The organism is Bacillus sp. FSL K6-2431 (assembly GCF_038005165.1).
Classification (GTDB): Bacteria; Bacillota; Bacilli; order Bacillales; family Bacillaceae; genus Bacillus; species Bacillus pumilus.
Window position 1 is genome coordinate 1210733 of sequence record NZ_JBBOSQ010000001.1, and the last position, 14380, is coordinate 1225112.

17 protein-coding genes are annotated in these 14380 nt (G+C 41.2%); 7 read left to right on the forward strand and 10 right to left on the reverse strand.

Features of this window, described 5'->3' with window-relative positions:
- Window positions 1-18: 18 nt before the first annotated feature.
- From MHH40_RS06230 to MHH40_RS06240, 3 genes are all read right to left on the reverse strand, one after another.
- A complete protein-coding gene (locus tag MHH40_RS06230) occupies window positions 19-2610 on the reverse strand; it encodes a YfhO family protein (protein WP_340900775.1) in 2592 nt (863 codons plus the stop codon).
- 87 nt (window positions 2611-2697) lie between these two features.
- A complete protein-coding gene (locus tag MHH40_RS06235; protein WP_003217835.1) occupies window positions 2698-3681 on the reverse strand; it encodes a glycosyltransferase family 2 protein in 984 nt (327 codons plus the stop codon).
- Between the two features lie 289 nt (window positions 3682-3970).
- The gene (locus MHH40_RS06240; protein WP_003217809.1) at window positions 3971-4243 is read right to left on the reverse strand and encodes a YfhJ family protein; all 273 of its coding nucleotides are present in this window, start codon (window positions 4241-4243) and stop codon (window positions 3971-3973) included.
- Window positions 4244-4359: 116 nt separating this feature from the next.
- Here MHH40_RS06240 and MHH40_RS06245 point away from each other — a divergent pair, with 116 nt between their 5' ends.
- Together MHH40_RS06245 and MHH40_RS06250 are read left to right on the forward strand one after the other, a co-directional pair.
- Complete coding sequence (locus tag MHH40_RS06245) at window positions 4360-4509, forward strand: small, acid-soluble spore protein K (RefSeq protein WP_003217849.1); 150 nt, start codon at window positions 4360-4362, stop codon at window positions 4507-4509.
- A 25-nt stretch (window positions 4510-4534) separates the two neighbouring features.
- Complete coding sequence (locus MHH40_RS06250) at window positions 4535-4708, forward strand: YpzG family protein (RefSeq protein WP_003217811.1); 174 nt, start codon at window positions 4535-4537, stop codon at window positions 4706-4708.
- Between the two features lie 22 nt (window positions 4709-4730).
- On the opposite strand, the gene MHH40_RS06255 is transcribed toward MHH40_RS06250, so the two are convergent.
- Window positions 4731-5045 (reverse strand): YfhH family protein, encoded by a 315-nt coding sequence (locus MHH40_RS06255; protein WP_106033150.1) that lies wholly within the window; start codon window positions 5043-5045, stop codon window positions 4731-4733.
- Between the two features lie 3 nt (window positions 5046-5048).
- Window positions 5049-5840, reverse strand: coding sequence for a recombination regulator RecX (recX, locus tag MHH40_RS06260; protein ID WP_050944745.1), 792 nt, complete (start codon window positions 5838-5840; stop codon window positions 5049-5051).
- A gap of 94 nt (window positions 5841-5934) precedes the next feature.
- Between recX and MHH40_RS06265 the strand changes: the two genes are divergently transcribed.
- The 3 genes from MHH40_RS06265 to MHH40_RS06275 all read left to right on the forward strand — a co-directional run bounded on the left by MHH40_RS06265 (window position 5935) and on the right by MHH40_RS06275 (window position 7211).
- Window positions 5935-6831 carry a TIGR01777 family oxidoreductase gene (locus MHH40_RS06265; RefSeq protein ID WP_268459459.1) on the forward strand — a complete coding sequence of 299 codons (897 nt, stop codon included), beginning with the start codon at window positions 5935-5937 and terminating at the stop codon, window positions 6829-6831.
- A gap of 52 nt (window positions 6832-6883) precedes the next feature.
- Window positions 6884-6994, forward strand: a complete 111-nt coding sequence (locus MHH40_RS06270; protein WP_017358836.1) for a YfhE family protein — start codon at window positions 6884-6886, stop codon at window positions 6992-6994.
- Between the two features lie 61 nt (window positions 6995-7055).
- Window positions 7056-7211, forward strand: a complete 156-nt coding sequence (locus MHH40_RS06275; RefSeq protein WP_003217852.1) for a YfhD family protein — start codon at window positions 7056-7058, stop codon at window positions 7209-7211.
- A 40-nt stretch (window positions 7212-7251) separates the two neighbouring features.
- Here MHH40_RS06275 and MHH40_RS06280 read toward each other — a convergent pair whose 3' ends face one another.
- Entirely contained in the window at window positions 7252-7839 is a 588-nt protein-coding gene (locus tag MHH40_RS06280) for a nitroreductase family protein (RefSeq protein ID WP_340900778.1), read from the reverse strand.
- Window positions 7840-8111: 272 nt separating this feature from the next.
- Between MHH40_RS06280 and MHH40_RS06285 the strand changes: the two genes are divergently transcribed.
- Window positions 8112-9368 carry a transcriptional regulator gene (locus tag MHH40_RS06285; protein WP_253622812.1) on the forward strand — a complete coding sequence of 419 codons (1257 nt, stop codon included), beginning with the start codon at window positions 8112-8114 and terminating at the stop codon, window positions 9366-9368.
- A gap of 36 nt (window positions 9369-9404) precedes the next feature.
- Here the strand turns inward: MHH40_RS06285 and MHH40_RS06290 are convergent, their stop codons facing one another.
- From MHH40_RS06290 to mprF, 3 genes are all read right to left on the reverse strand, one after another.
- Window positions 9405-9872 (reverse strand): thiol-disulfide oxidoreductase DCC family protein, encoded by a 468-nt coding sequence (locus tag MHH40_RS06290; protein WP_050944749.1) that lies wholly within the window; start codon window positions 9870-9872, stop codon window positions 9405-9407.
- Window positions 9873-10208: 336 nt separating this feature from the next.
- Window positions 10209-10757, reverse strand: a complete 549-nt coding sequence (locus MHH40_RS06295) for a thioredoxin family protein (protein ID WP_050944750.1) — start codon at window positions 10755-10757, stop codon at window positions 10209-10211.
- Between the two features lie 91 nt (window positions 10758-10848).
- Complete coding sequence (mprF, locus tag MHH40_RS06300; protein ID WP_050944751.1) at window positions 10849-13419, reverse strand: bifunctional lysylphosphatidylglycerol flippase/synthetase MprF; 2571 nt, start codon at window positions 13417-13419, stop codon at window positions 10849-10851.
- A 168-nt stretch (window positions 13420-13587) separates the two neighbouring features.
- Between mprF and MHH40_RS06305 the strand changes: the two genes are divergently transcribed.
- Window positions 13588-14067 (forward strand): MarR family transcriptional regulator, encoded by a 480-nt coding sequence (locus MHH40_RS06305; protein WP_003217817.1) that lies wholly within the window; start codon window positions 13588-13590, stop codon window positions 14065-14067.
- Window positions 14068-14089: 22 nt separating this feature from the next.
- Here the strand turns inward: MHH40_RS06305 and MHH40_RS06310 are convergent, their stop codons facing one another.
- The gene (locus MHH40_RS06310) at window positions 14090-14371 is read right to left on the reverse strand and encodes a hypothetical protein (protein WP_050944752.1); all 282 of its coding nucleotides are present in this window, start codon (window positions 14369-14371) and stop codon (window positions 14090-14092) included.
- Window positions 14372-14380 lie beyond the last annotated feature (9 nt).

A 14380-nucleotide genomic window follows, 5' to 3' on the forward strand; every position in this document is an offset into this window, starting at 1 on the left:
AAGACAAAAAAACACCACTTATGATGGAAAGTGGTGTTTCTTGTGTTGTCTCCGTGCATATAGGATCGCCCCAATCAAACTGACGAGTGAAATCAACGCAAGAATTCTGATATAAGGCGGATAGTAGGTTAGCACAATATCGTTTTCGCCTTTTTCTATTGGAAAACCGATAAAGGCGTAATTGGCTTGTTCAATATCAGTCTGCTGTCCGTTCACCGTGAGCTCCCAGCCTTTTTCATATGGAACAGGCAGAATCATGTAGTCATCACCGCGCTTGTTATCATACGAAATCGTAAAGCGGTTATTTTTTAGCTTTACTTGCTGGTTGCCATCATCTTGTTTTTCTTTTTTATATGCTTTCTCTAGGACGCGGTAAGGCTCTTGATACAGCTTCAGTTGATTGAGCTCGTATGTCCCTTTTGGTACTCGAATGGAGAGGATCTTTTCCGCAGGGACCCGAATCGTCACTTCATTGACACCTGTTTTGTAGATGGATGTATTGCTTTTTCGAGATGTAACATAGTCGTCAATGGATAACTGAAACCCTTCGTTACGGTCGGTCCGCTTCACATAAAAGCTCACATACACATCCCCGGCACGAGCGATATCATCTGGAAGGGTGATATTCAGCCCGCCCGTTTTCCCGTATACATCAAGCACGCCATTTTCGTATACCGCTTGTTCAGTATGAATGTTTGTATCCTTTATTCGATCAGGCGATTGGTCGATTTCAGCATTTCCTTTTTTGTTTAAGATCACACCTTGCAACATCGCATGTTCTTTATCAAGTGCTGACGCATGCTCTAGTGACTTTTCTGAATAGACGGTACTCGTTGTTCTTGCAAATGGGAGCGGGCGTGTATTTTCATACACTTCATAATGTTCGCTTTCCAATATTGGCTTAAAATAAACCGGCGGTGAGAAAGACACCCTTTTGTCTCTCATATAATACTTCCCGTAGGTCAAGCTGTATAAATTCGCCCTGTCTCCCATTGTTGCATACCGGCTGACACTTTCCCGTCCCATATCGATTTGCAGGTCATTCCAATAGAAATTGAGCAAATGCTGATTCAATATACTTGAATACACACTCATGCCTTGGAAGCCTTCAAATAATGGGGTATTGTTGCGCACGCCATTCATCCAATCAATCCGGGCAAGCGGATCTTTTGAGCGGCTTTGAATCTGCTGAATGAGCTTCATTTGTTCATGTCCAGCATATGCCTCACTATTCAGATACGTATCTGATACGCTCTTAATATTGCTTCTTTCAGATAAGTATCCCTGCTGATACACGCCTGCTGTCAGTAAGCTGATGGCAATAAGCACAGCTGAAAAGAGACGAAGGTGCTGACGTTTTTCGGCATGCATCCATAGGAAGAACAAGCTGATCACAACCAGTCCTATACCCGTAAACACAACGACATCCATGTTTCCCTTTGCTCGTTCTGAAAGGACGACAGCAAGAAGGAACACGATCCAAGCGCCTAAGACCGCACGCTTTTTCCACTTCCACTCGATTTGTGAGAAATGCTTGATCGTAATGGCAACGGTTGCTCCAACTGTAAAGGCAAGAATGTACTCAAATCTGTATTGCGGTGCTGAAAAACCATTAAACACGCTCGCCATCTTTGGACTGTAGTGAAAAACAATGAGCAGCATACTGATGGATGTGAACATGAAAAACCATCTGTTCCGGTAAAGCGGAATGAGAAACAGACAAATCAGAAAAATTACGGGTAATAAATACACCCTGCTCGTAAACAGCAGATGATCATGCAGCTCGAACCAAGGAATGGCATGTTCATACGGCGGTCTTATATTGTTAAGAAAGCCATAAACAGACGGGATAAAAAAGGCGGCACTGATCCCAAAGGATAACAGTGTAGAGATCGCAAGCGTCCAAAACACCTTCCACCCGCGCTCCTCACTTCGCAGCTTGATCATATATCTGAAGACAAGATAGATCGCTAAAAAGATAAAGTGAATGTAAGCAAAGTAAAAGTTGTTGATCAGCATCAAACTGCAACTCGCAATAAACCAAGCGGGCTTACCCGTTTTGAATATCCGCTCAACCCCAAGTACAAGCAGCGGAAGCCACATCATGCTGTCGGTGAAAAATTCCCAAAACGTTTGATGCCGGAAATATACAATAGATAATCCATAAATTGCGGCACCTGTCAGTGCACCCAATCTATTTTGAACCATTGAAAGAAGCACACGGTAAGCGATGAAAAGAATAAGCGTCAGCTTGATTACACTCAGCCAAATCACGGCATTTGCCCAGAAATGAATGTCCGTTGACTGTATGAGATGGAGCGCATTCATCAGCCAGACGACAGCGACTGTCACCATAAAGACCGTCGACGTTGTGAAATAATACCCTAATTGCGTGTATGTACCGCCGCCTAGACCGAATTGATAGGAATAAAAGAAATTCCCTTTGACATATTCGTCATACAGCAGCTTTTTAAATGGGAGCATTTGCGAGATGCCATCCCCATCTCCTGTCATGTACCGGCCTTGCGTATATTCATATAAGAAAAAGGAGTGGCCTAATAATGCGAGAATGAGGCACATTCCAATGATTATCCATCTACGTTTCATCATCTAAATCCTTTCCACAAAAGATCCATTGTTCTTTGAAACAAAACAACCCAGCAAGCGATTCGTGCTTGCCGGTTATTTGACTCCACGTTATTTAAATAACTGTGTTAACACTCGGTCTTGTTCCTTTGAGCTTGTCTCTTGTTGCATGACATTTGATTCTTGGATCAAATAATGTGGCCTCTTTTTCGTTTCATAATAAATGCGGCCAATATATTCTCCAATCACACCTAGACTCAAAAGCTGGACACCTCCGAGGAAAAGCACAGCCGATATTAAAGTGAAATAACCAGGTACCATCACGCCCGTTCTGACGATTTGAATAAAGGTGGCAACGATGTAAATCAAAGAAAGGAATAAGATCAGTATGCCAGTATAAAAACAAATACGCAGCGGGCGGTTGTTAAAGGAAATGACGCCATCTATGCCATAGTTAAACAACTTCTTTAGTGACCATTTTGTATCACCATGCTGTCTTTCTACATTTTCATAATAGATGACCTTTTCTTCAAACCCAATCCAGCAAAAAAGCCCTTTTGAAAAACGATTTCCTTCTTTCAACTGAAGTAATGCATCGATTGCTTGGCGCGAAATTAAACGGAAATCTCCGACGCCATCACGCAAGTCCACTTCGACTACCTTGTTCATCACTTTATAGTACATGGATGATAAGTAAGAGCGAAGCTTGCTGTCTCCTTTACGATTCCGTTTGGCAATGACTTGATGGTAGCCTTCTTCATATCCTCTGACGAAGTCCTGAATCAAATACGTTGGGTGCTGCAAGTCGGCGTCCATGATGATCGCAGCTACTCCCTTCGCATATTCAAGTCCTGCCAGAATAGCGGCTTCCTTCCCAAAGTTACGTGAGAAGGAAATGTATTTGACCTTTGCACTTTTGCGAGAGAGCTCTCTCATGTATTGAAGTGTGTTGTCTTTGCTTCCATCATTCACAAAAATGATTTCAAAGTCATAATGAAAATCGCGAAACTCTTCCTCGAGTGCCTCAAAGATTCGTCTGATGTTTTCACCTTCATTGTAAGAAGGAATTATAACAGAGAGCAATTCTCGTTCCATATCGCACCTTCTCTTCACTTTTTTCACATAGTCTGATATGTTCATTATTCCTTTTTTGTCAGGAAACGAAACCCTTTTTTATTATCCATAAATTACATGTCTCTTTAATCGTTCCATTATATCAAAGTTTTATTTCCAGTGATTTTCAGTAAGATGAATTTAATGTAATTTTAAGTTTAACCATTGTAAAAAGCCTGTAATTTCGATCACAGACTGGGTATTGTATCATAAAATTGTTTACTCATTTATATATTTTCCTATTTCTTGAAAAAGATGAGGGGCACTTCTTTTAATGAAGCAGCCCTTTATTCTGCTCTTGTAGATGCTCGTTTGCCTTCGATTGTTTATTTTGGAATAAATGCAGCTGCGCACCGTAGCTCTCAATCCACTCTTGGACAATCCGTTCAGTTGTTTCCTGTCCTTTATACTTGTGGCCAGCCTTTGCATAGGTCGTTTCAAAATCACTCCATAGCAGCTCTACCCATGTACGTGCTTCATCATATGTCAGCATATTGTTTTTTTCCATCAGTTGTTCTGTTAATCGCTCAAAGTATTGTTCCATGTCGGTTCCTCCTTCATCTAGCAGAAAGTGCCTTTTTAAAAAAACCTCTTTTTTCATATACTACCCTTACGTCTTCAAAAGACGCAAATGATTTGTATTGTTTGGAGGGAATCGATATGCGTAATAAAGCAAAAGGCTTTCCAAATCAAGTGAATCACAAATTTGAAGGCGAGCCAGGCGCCACAGATGCTTATGCGTCTAAAAGGCCGAATGGTGAGACGAATACACGTCCACAGGAACGAATGAGGGCATCAGGGAAACGCTAATTTTTCCAAAGGGAGTGCTTGAGATATGAGTTCAAATGGGAAATCGTATATGGAAGACTTTGTTCAATTAAGGACAACCGCTTACCCTCAACCATGGGCGAATGCAAAGCATTCTGCCTCTCAGGTCAACGGAGAAACGCAGCAAACGCAGCACGACATCGTACTTCAGAACAACGTCCGTAAACAACGTTCGAAGTAAAGAAAAGGACTGATCTCTCGGATCAGTCCTTTTTCGTAAGCATTGAAATTGGCAGTGCATCTTCCTTATTTGGGGCTGATACTCTGTGTCCCCACGCAAATACACCATTTAAATATTCCACATAAAACTCTTCGTCTGTATCTTTGATTTGATAAGTCGTTTTCGTTTGAATCAAGGCTGGATCTAATAAGTAGGCTTTTGCCATATCGATTTTCCGTTCTAAGACGGCATATTCATTCACAATGCCAAGCTGCTCAGCCTTACGTGCTTTTTCAGAAAGAGAGGCTATCTCCTGCTTCAATTCGTATTCCGTCATCTCACTATAACGTTTGTCCATCTGTCATTCCCCTTTGTCTAAAACGTGATCAATTGTGTCGAGATCAAAGCCTTTTCTGAATAAAAATTGCTTCACTTTCATCTTCTTTTCAAATGATCCGTCATATCCTACCTTGCGTTTTGCCTTCTCCAGCATATAGAGGAGGGCTTCTTCTTCCTTTTCCTCTTCTTGTCCATCATAGGCTTCTTGAAGGGCTTTATCAATGATCCCAAACGAAAATCCTTTTCGTTGCAGCTGCAGCTTGATGCGCTGCTCGATCTCTTTTGCGGAACGATTTTTTTCTTTTCTCACAAGCTTCTGAACCTGCTTCACAGCTTCCTCCAGCTGTAAGTCATCAGGATATTGCGATAGTGCTTGTTCAATGTTGTCATCATCTATCCCTTTGAGCTTTAGCTCTTTTTTCAGGACGGACGGCCCTTTGCTGTTCGTTTTACGGTGGGTGCTGACATAGGCTTCCGCAAATTCAAGATCATTTACATACTTGTATTGCTTTAATTTGTGTATAATTTCACTAATAGCAGGTGCCGGGATTTCTTTTTTCGTCAAATAATCGGTTACTTCTTTCACCGATCTCATTCGGTAGGATAAATAATCGACGGCCTGCTGAAATCCTTTTTTCACAGCATCACCGAATTGAATGTCGATGATATCGGCTTCGTCCAGCTCTTTCCCTTTTTTCAAATCGTGCTGGACGAGCACATCTAGATCCACGCTAAAGGCGTATTTTTCATCTAGAAAAATGTTCACCCGCTCTGTATTGTTTTTCTGAGCGGAGATTTTTGTAATATAGGGCATCCTGTGATCACTCCTTTTTTAAAACAGTCAGGATGTTTCTTCTGATTTAAAATCGTGAAAGATATAGGTATGTATATGAGAGGAGAGATGTCAATTGAATATCGCCATCACCGGAGGAACCGGTTTTATCGGCCAGCACGTCACGAAAGTGCTCGCTGCTGAAGGACATCATCTATATATTTTAACAAGAAATCCAAAGGAATCCGAACAAAATCATTTACACTATGTGCAGTGGCTGACAGAAGGTGCTGCGCCTGAGCATGAATTGCCTGCGATTGATGTCTGGATTAACCTTGCTGGAAAATCCATTTTCACCCGCTGGACAGACAAGGCAAAAGAAGGCATCCTCTCTAGCCGTATTCAATCCACACAAGAAGTGAGACGCATTATAGAAGCGCAGGAATCGAAACCATCTGTGCTCATTCAAGCAAGTGCTGTCGGAATTTATGGCACGTCTCAAACAGGAGATTTTACAGAGGAATCACCTCCTGCGGATACTGATTTCTTAAGTCATACATCAAGGGGTTGGGAAGCTGAGGGGCAAAAAATTGAAGCACTCGGCATTCGTACGGTCTACACACGCTTTGGCGTCGTATTAGGGGAAAAAGGTACCCTACCACTGATGACCTTGCCATATAAACTATTTGCCGGCGGAACGATTGGCTCCGGCTCGCAATGGGTTTCATGGGTTCATGTCGAAGACGTAGCACATCTCATTGCTTATGCAATACACAATGACGACATCTCAGGTCCACTCAATGTCACATCACCGAATCCTGTTCAAATGAAGCAGCTTGGACAAACGATAGCGTCTGCCCTTCACCGCCCTCACTGGCTGAAGGTCCCACCCTTTGTCATTCGAACGGCACTTGGCGAAATGTCATTACTTGTTTTAGAAGGTCAGCGTGCGCTGCCGAAGAAGGCATTGCTTTCTTCTTATGACTTTTTGCATCCTGAATTAAAAGAAGCGATTTTGCATTCAAAGGAATAATTTTTGTCAAAAACACCCATCCTATTAGAAATGAGATGAGGGGGCGATTTTGATGAAGAAAAAAGAACACCAGCCAACTTCAAAGCTGAAGAAAACCCAGGAAGTCCTGTATCAGCAGGAATTCAAAAAAGCGGAAAGAGCAGCAGAAAAAAGAAACAAATAAGATGGATATTCCACTCCAACAAGCACATAACTAAAGTGATCTTGTAAAGGAGGGAAAGGCTTTGAAAAAAGACCAACACCAAAAAGCCAACCACGAGCTTGCAGCACAAGAGTCGGATGGCGAATATGTTGAATTTTCCAAAGAACTTGCAGATCCGAATGACGTAAAAGCAATGGCACGTATGAAAGCAGCCGATCAGCGCGCCAAAAAACAATAAGTAAAAAAAGCAGACCCTTTTGCGGTCTGCTTTTCTTCTTTTATTGAATTTCAGTAAGAAGATTTGATGCTTTCTGACGTGATTTTTCCTCAGGCACCTCTTCTGGATAACCAATATGAAGGATGGCAGCAAACCGCTCGTTTTCCTTTAGACCCATGTCCTGTTGAAAGCCTTTGTCGTATAAGATGCGGCCGCTCTTCCAGACCATACCGATTCCTTGATCCCAAGCAAGCAGCTGGAAGTTTTGAATGAGCGCGCTCACAGCGGCAAAATCATCATTTCTTACCACTGGGTTCTCGTCTTCCTTTAACACTACAAGTAAAAGGGCTGGGACTTTTGAAAAGTAATCTCTATATTGATTGATCTTTTCTTCCTTTGCATCTGGATTGTTGCGCTTGAAGAACGCAATGAAGCGATCAATAAATGTCGCTTTCGCTTCATCTGTCACCGCATATAGAAAGCGCCAAGGCTCCGTAATTTTATGATTCGGTGCATAGACCGCATCCTCTAATAACGGCTGAAGCTGCTCAATGGTCACCGGCGTTTCTTTAAATTTTCGAATAGATCGTCTATATCTGACAGCGTCTCGTACCGTTAACGCTTCTGTTTGTTGTTTGATTTCTGGCATATGTGTCATCCTTTCAATCAATCTTAATTGAAATTGATTCTCATTCACATTATAAACATCATTGCGAGCAGTTGCAAATGATGTTTCCCATCCCTTCTGCTAAAAAGTTGTTTGAGTTTTTCAAGTAATGTTACAATCATATTACGTTTTAAACAAATTTTGATAAAAAACCCAAGATGATGAAATAGGTTTAGTTATTCCCATTTTGTCTAATGCGGTTATTTTGTCAAAAGGCTTTCAAACCATGATTGGAAGGGAGGCTTCTGGATGGAATGAAAATCAATATCGGGCAAATCATTAAGCTCTACCGGTATAAACAAAATATGACCCAATCTGAATTGGCAGAAGGAATTTGTTCTGTCTCTCATTTAAGTAAAATCGAAAATGGCTCAAAGGAGGCCAATCAAGATACGATCAATTTATTGCTTGAACGACTAGGCATCAGTCAAGAAACTCTGTCACAAAAGGCACGTCACCTGCTGTCACTCTTGGATGAGTTTCAAATGAATATGTATTTCTATGCACTTGATCAAGCTGAACAAAATGCAGAAATGATCATTCAGCACGAGGAACAGTTCTTTTCGCTAGATTTAGGCATTCAGTATCATTTGTCCCTATTTCAATTTTATTTATTATCGGACAAGCAGCCACTTGCCTTAAAAACACACCGCGTGCTTAAAAAGTTTGAAAAAACCTTTATTGAAACGGAAAAAGAAATATTTGAATATCTAGATGGCATTCATCTCATTACAAATGGTCAGTTTGAAGAAGGGATAAAGAAACTTGAGAGCTGCTTTTCTTACGCGTCTGTTGAACAAAGTGACCTGTATTATCACTATGCAAAAGCACTTGGAAACATGGGACTTCTTGGCGATGCGCTTGAAGCAACCCATCAAGCCATGGATTTATATAGACAAAAGAACAATTTCAAGCGGATCATTCACTGTACACTCATTCATGGCGTGATCTCACTGGAACTAAAAGCCTTTCAAACGGCGAAGAAATATTTAAAAGAAGTGATTTTGCACACGTCCCTTTATCCTGATGCCTATATTAAAATGACCGCTTATTTTTATTACGGGGTGCTCTTAAAACGGGAAGGCGATTTTTCTTCAGCTGTGCCTTATTTACTAGATTCACTCAATTACTTTAATCAAGAACAGATAGAAGACCGTTATTGTGAAACTCTGTATGAAATCGCGACCTTATATGCTGAATACGACCGCAAAAAGGCCCTTCCCTACATACATGAGCTGTTAAAACAGCCTCGCATTCAGCCAAACTGTTTATATATGATCAAAATCTATAAATTGATGATTGAGGAAAACCCTCTTGATTTGAAAACCTATCTGATCGAAGCAGCTCTTCCTTACTTTAAACAAAATGAGCTGCACAGTGAGTACTTGTTTGCTCTTAGAACCTTGCTTTCCTATGCGGGTTCTGAGCTTGACGAACGTACCTATATGTCCTACACGAGAACGCTGCTTCATCACCTTGCATCATATGTCCCCTATTACAAAAAAGCATGACCTTCTGCCGATCGAAGGTCATGCTTTTCCTATTCATTAAATGGTCTTCTGTTGATCTGTATCAGGACGGGTGACTTGTTTGACTGAATGAACATACCGTTTTCTCGCAAAGTAATCGTACGCATGTTGACCAAAGCCTAACCAAATGCTGAGCACGATGAATGGGATCGTTCCCCATAATGCAGGGATATTGCAAGCAATTTTCAGCCATGTATAGATCCCTGAGTTTTTTTGGTTTTTGGCTAAGGAAATTGACACGATTCGCTTTTCTGCCTTTTCTTCACTTATTTTGTTCAGTTTGAGCAGCTGCGAGTGTCTAAAGGATTCAAAATGAATACGGTTCTTCCAATCGAGAGCTTTCAACAAGTCCATCGCTTTTGCACATGAAGGACTTTGCCCGTCATAAAACACAAGCAGCCTAAGTGATTTGATGGAACGCTGTTCTCTTTTTTTCGATTCAGCGAGCTTCTTTCTTTCTTGATCGAGATAAATGATTTTTTTCATAGATTGATCGCCAGCCCTTTTCCGTCATTTGTTTTTTAGTTCGTTCAAAGGAGATTACAACTAGATTACTATAGTTGCTGGGCCTCTTGTATTGGGAAAAAGCAAACCAACGTGCGTTATATGAGCCTTTAGATAAGGGCAAAATTAAGGTTTTCATGGCACATATGAGGTTTTTCAACTAAAAATGGTTGGGAAAATCGTGATGCGTTGCGGCTTTCTGCGGTTTTTTGTAGAATTCTGCGGTTTTTCTACATCTTTATGCGGTGTTTTGTAGGTGAGACGCAAAAACAAGATAAAAAAAGACTACTTCCCGTTGCGGCGAAGTAGTCTTTTGGTTTATATTTTTTCCAAAACTTCTACTATTTCTTTCTCAATATCTTTCCATAAGTAACGATCTGTCGTATAGTGATGTGCGGCTTCTTTCGCAAATACTTGAAAAGCTTCCTCAAAATCAGGTGCATCCTTGTCGGGTTTTTTCTCATCAACAAATCGCTGTGCTTCTGTTGAGCGTGGTCCCCATTTACCTACTTCATTCCCGTCCTGATCAATGATCACGATAATCGGAATCGATCTTGCGGTCTCGTTCGTTAAATACTGATCCATCAGGTCTAGATGCTCGTCCCGAATGAAATAGCGCGCATCAATGAGTGCTTCACTTGCAATACGCATGAAAATTGGTACATTGACCATCGCATCTCCGCACCAATCCGCTGTGATGACAAGCGCTCTGAGCTTTTTCTTTTGCAGCTTTTGAAGCAGCTCTTTTTCTTTTTGATGAATTGCGTACTGATTGTACACCGTGAGTAGATTTTCTCGGTTTTTCTCCATGTTGTGTACATATGTACGTTCAGTTAATCCCTTTTTAAACCATTCATTTAATGTCATATTTACATCCCCCTTACTCTTCAACTTTACCACTTTTGCTATTCTTTTGTCTAAAAAAACCTTCACCTAGTGAAAGGTAAAGGCTTTTGATCTATGGACGCCGGTTGCGATTTGGGTCCATCCCTATCAGCTTGGTGACAAGCACCATTGTGACAGGTAATGATGTATTCTTTTTATACGCTAAGTATTTTCCGCGCCATTCAGGTTTATATTTCTGTTTAAACGACCGTAATCCGCTGAAGCTGTACATAAATCTGACGTTGTTGAAAATAACACTCGCCAAACGCTCCGTGAGGAAGGACTGATGAAATGTTCCTACATTCGATAAAGGCGCCATTCCCATGTTAAAGGATTTGTAGCCTTTTTCTTTCGCCCATTGAAAAAGGTGGATAAACAGCGCATCCATCATCCCGTTCGGTGCATCATGCATATGACGCATTAGGTCGATGGAAATCTCCCCTTCTTGATACATCGGCATTAGTGATACAAAAGAAATGATTTCCCCTTGTTCATCCTTCAGAATCGCAATCGGTGCTTTTTGAAGATAATCTTCTTGAAAATAGCCGAGCGAAAACCCTTTTTCATTTTTCTTTCCGAGCCAGCTGTCAGAAATCTGTTTTAAGGTTGAGATGAGCTCATCTGAAAAAGGCGGTTCCAGCATTTCAAACGTATAGCCTTCTCGTTCAAACTTATTGGCCACAGCCCGTAAATTTGATTTTTTCTTACCGGAAAGAGAGAACGTTTCTAAATCGACCATGGCTTCTTCTCCAAGCTTAAAGAAGTGAAAGCCTAAGTCATGGTAGAGCGCCATCCCTTCCCGTTCTACTTGATAAAAAGCAACGCGATAGCCTGCTTTTTCTGTCTGCTGTAGAAACTCTTCAAGTACAAGTGGATAGGATGCTTTACGTCCGGATGGATCTCCAAGCACAATGACGCAGCGGCCAATGCGCCCAAATTGAAGCATCGCCTCTCCATCACTTGAGAAAAATAGTTTTTTGTCGCCTAAAAAGCCAAGATGACTGAGGGCATTTCCGCCCTTTTCTTCTAAAAACGTTTTTAATTTTTCCTCATCTGCTTTTTCTCCAATCGGAAATGCTCTTTTATTAAAAATCAATCTGCTAATGAAGAAAAAAAGCGGTACACCGATGAGAGCAATCATGCTTGTCATTGTGATATGCCGTTCATTATGCACGAGGTAATCCCTACTCAAGAAATGTCCAATTTTTGTCCAAATAAAGTTGCCGATGACATTATAGTTAAACAGCACGAGTAAATATCCAGCGGCAGCCGCCACAAACTGATACAAGGAATAAGGGGCCTGCTGCTTCACAAATTGATTTCGAAGAGAGAAAAATACAGCCATGATGACTGGCAGTATAAAGATGAGACTCAGGTTAAATCCTTTTAACAAAGTAAACACAAAGCCGCCTGCTAGGGCGATCATCGTCAGCACGTACGATCTTTTTGTTCGTTTATACACTTCAATGGACAAAATCATCAGGATGATGCCGAACATTAAAGAAAGACCATTAAATCCTGATAATAGAAAGCGTGGAATGCTTGTAATCACGCCTAATCGATCGACAGGAAGCACAACAGACGCCATAATGAGCAAGCCGCTTCCAAAGGTTAAAATCGATAAAGATCCGTACAATAAACGGATTAATAAAGCACGGTGCAACACAATTAAGACGTTCGTTGTTTCTATGGCAGGTGCCATTCTCGGATTGCCTTCAAGACGTCTTAGCGTCGTTCCCGTTAAATCGTAAGCAGCTAGACAAAGCCCAAGGATAAACGGGAAGATCGAGTACACGAAGCGGTACAAAACGAGCGCCGTCAGCACCATCTCTTTATCAAACCCAATGTACTGCATGCTCAGTAAAAAGATGAGGTCAAATGAACCAAATCCGCCCGGAACCATACTGATTAAACCGCCGATTGACGCAATCGCAAATACGCCTAATACAATCCGGACATCGACATTCATCCCCATAGAGACGACAGCCATGTACATGACGAGACCAGCTGCCAGCCATTCTAAAAACGATGCTCCGATATAAGCGTAAATCGGATGCTTCAGTCCGCTTTCACCGCTCTCAATCGAGCTTTTTCGTACGGACGCCATAATGATGTAAATGGGCACAATACAAGCAAAGATGATCACAAAGGCCCATAGCCACGGCTCTTGGCTAATAATACTTTCAACAGGAAGCACCCTCACCAAGATCAGATCACTGAAAATAGATAAGCCCAAAAGAACCGAGGAAGTCAAAAGGGCAATGCCTTTGAGCAGTTTTTTCGTATCGGTTATGTACTCCTTATATAGAAGTGTTCTAAGCCCTGCTCCTGATAGACCGCCGAACCCAAGGACACTGTTAAAGGAGTTCGCAATCCAAGAAATGCGAATCGTTTTCCAGCCGCTGATGGGCATATTCAGGCTTTTTCGTAAAATAAAATCATATAAGGACATCGATAACACTGCGACAAGTCCAAGAAAAACAAGAATAAACAAGTCCATCCGATTCAAGCTGTCAATGATATAAAACGTTTTTTTAATGGAAAGGCCGCTCAGTTCCTTTTTGGCGACGAAAATTAAGACAAGGATAATCACGATCGGAAAAAGCATTTTTAAGATCGTCATACCCGTTTTTTTGTTCCACATGATTTTCCCAACTTTCTAAGTTGCTTCATTTATTTCGACTGACCATTATTATACAACAAATACCACTTGATTCATGCAGTTTAACATTCAAAAGCTTGTCGAACCTTTCAATTAGAAGTAAAAATCAGTAATATAGAGAAAAGAGCCGCTTAAAGGAAGTGAACGAGCGTGGAATATAATATTCATGACACCACCGTATTAAAAGAAGAGATTCTATCTCCAGAGGAAAAAAAGACATGGGTGCTCTATATGAAAGTACTCACAGCTGCAGGTCTTGGAGATGTGTCAGAATGGATGAAGCTTGATATGAGTATGCCTCAAATGAAGGTACTCATGCTACTCAATAACCATGGCTCTCTCAAGGTATCCGAAATCGCTGAAAAAATGGGCGCTTCTTTGTCCAATATGACAGGCCTGCTTGACCGGTTAGAACAGTCTCATTTTGTTGAACGAAAACACTCTGAGCGTGACCGTAGAATCATTGTCGTCGAACTAACAGAGGAAGCGAAAAATATTTTTAGAAGCATTTATCAAAAAGGACACGAAAAAATCAAAAACTCCCTGCAACGGCTCAATGACGAGGAAAAAGAAAAAGTCAACGAAGGGCTGGCTATTTTAGAAAAAGCACTGCGTCCTGAACGCGGCTAAACATGAAAAGGAAAAAAGACGGTCACTTGAGATCCGTCTTTTTTAGTTCTTCTACTTGTCGATCTGGGGTGAAGAGATTTTTACGAATGACTTCCCTGTCGTCCCATAAAAGATAACCTAAACCGATGATAAGAAAAAAGATACTGATCCACGTACCGCCAGGCAGTATCTGTTCAAGTTCCTCAATCGTTCTTTCTGAGCCTAAGCTATTACTATAGCGTATCTCAAAAAGCACATATTTTACTATATAAAACAATGCCGCCATACAAATAAACATGGCGCCGACAATTCTTCTACCAGACATGTCATGACT

Bases quoted from the DNA above. Each gene is read 5' to 3' on its own strand.
- MHH40_RS06290 (WP_050944749.1), bottom strand. From the start codon at position 9,872: ATGAAAAAAATCATTTATCTCGATCAAGAAAGAAAGAAGCTCGCTGAA.
- MHH40_RS06270 (WP_017358836.1), top strand. From the start codon at position 6,884: ATGAAGAAAAAAGAACACCAGCCAACTTCAAAGCTGAAGAAAACCCAG.
- MHH40_RS06245 (WP_003217849.1), top strand. From the start codon at position 4,360: ATGCGTAATAAAGCAAAAGGCTTTCCAAATCAAGTGAATCACAAATTT.
- MHH40_RS06250 (WP_003217811.1), top strand. From the start codon at position 4,535: ATGAGTTCAAATGGGAAATCGTATATGGAAGACTTTGTTCAATTAAGG.
- MHH40_RS06295 (WP_050944750.1), bottom strand. From the start codon at position 10,757: ATGACATTAAATGAATGGTTTAAAAAGGGATTAACTGAACGTACATAT.
- MHH40_RS06280 (WP_340900778.1), bottom strand. From the start codon at position 7,839: ATGCCAGAAATCAAACAACAAACAGAAGCGTTAACGGTACGAGACGCT.
- MHH40_RS06235 (WP_003217835.1), bottom strand. From the start codon at position 3,681: ATGGAACGAGAATTGCTCTCTGTTATAATTCCTTCTTACAATGAAGGT.
- MHH40_RS06285 (WP_253622812.1), top strand. From the start codon at position 8,112: ATGAAAATCAATATCGGGCAAATCATTAAGCTCTACCGGTATAAACAA.
- MHH40_RS06230 (WP_340900775.1), bottom strand. From the start codon at position 2,610: ATGATGAAACGTAGATGGATAATCATTGGAATGTGCCTCATTCTCGCA.
- MHH40_RS06310 (WP_050944752.1), bottom strand. From the start codon at position 14,371: ATGTCTGGTAGAAGAATTGTCGGCGCCATGTTTATTTGTATGGCGGCA.
- mprF (WP_050944751.1), bottom strand. From the start codon at position 13,419: ATGTGGAACAAAAAAACGGGTATGACGATCTTAAAAATGCTTTTTCCG.
- recX (WP_050944745.1), bottom strand. From the start codon at position 5,840: ATGCCCTATATTACAAAAATCTCCGCTCAGAAAAACAATACAGAGCGG.
- MHH40_RS06255 (WP_106033150.1), bottom strand. From the start codon at position 5,045: ATGGACAAACGTTATAGTGAGATGACGGAATACGAATTGAAGCAGGAG.
- MHH40_RS06240 (WP_003217809.1), bottom strand. From the start codon at position 4,243: ATGGAACAATACTTTGAGCGATTAACAGAACAACTGATGGAAAAAAAC.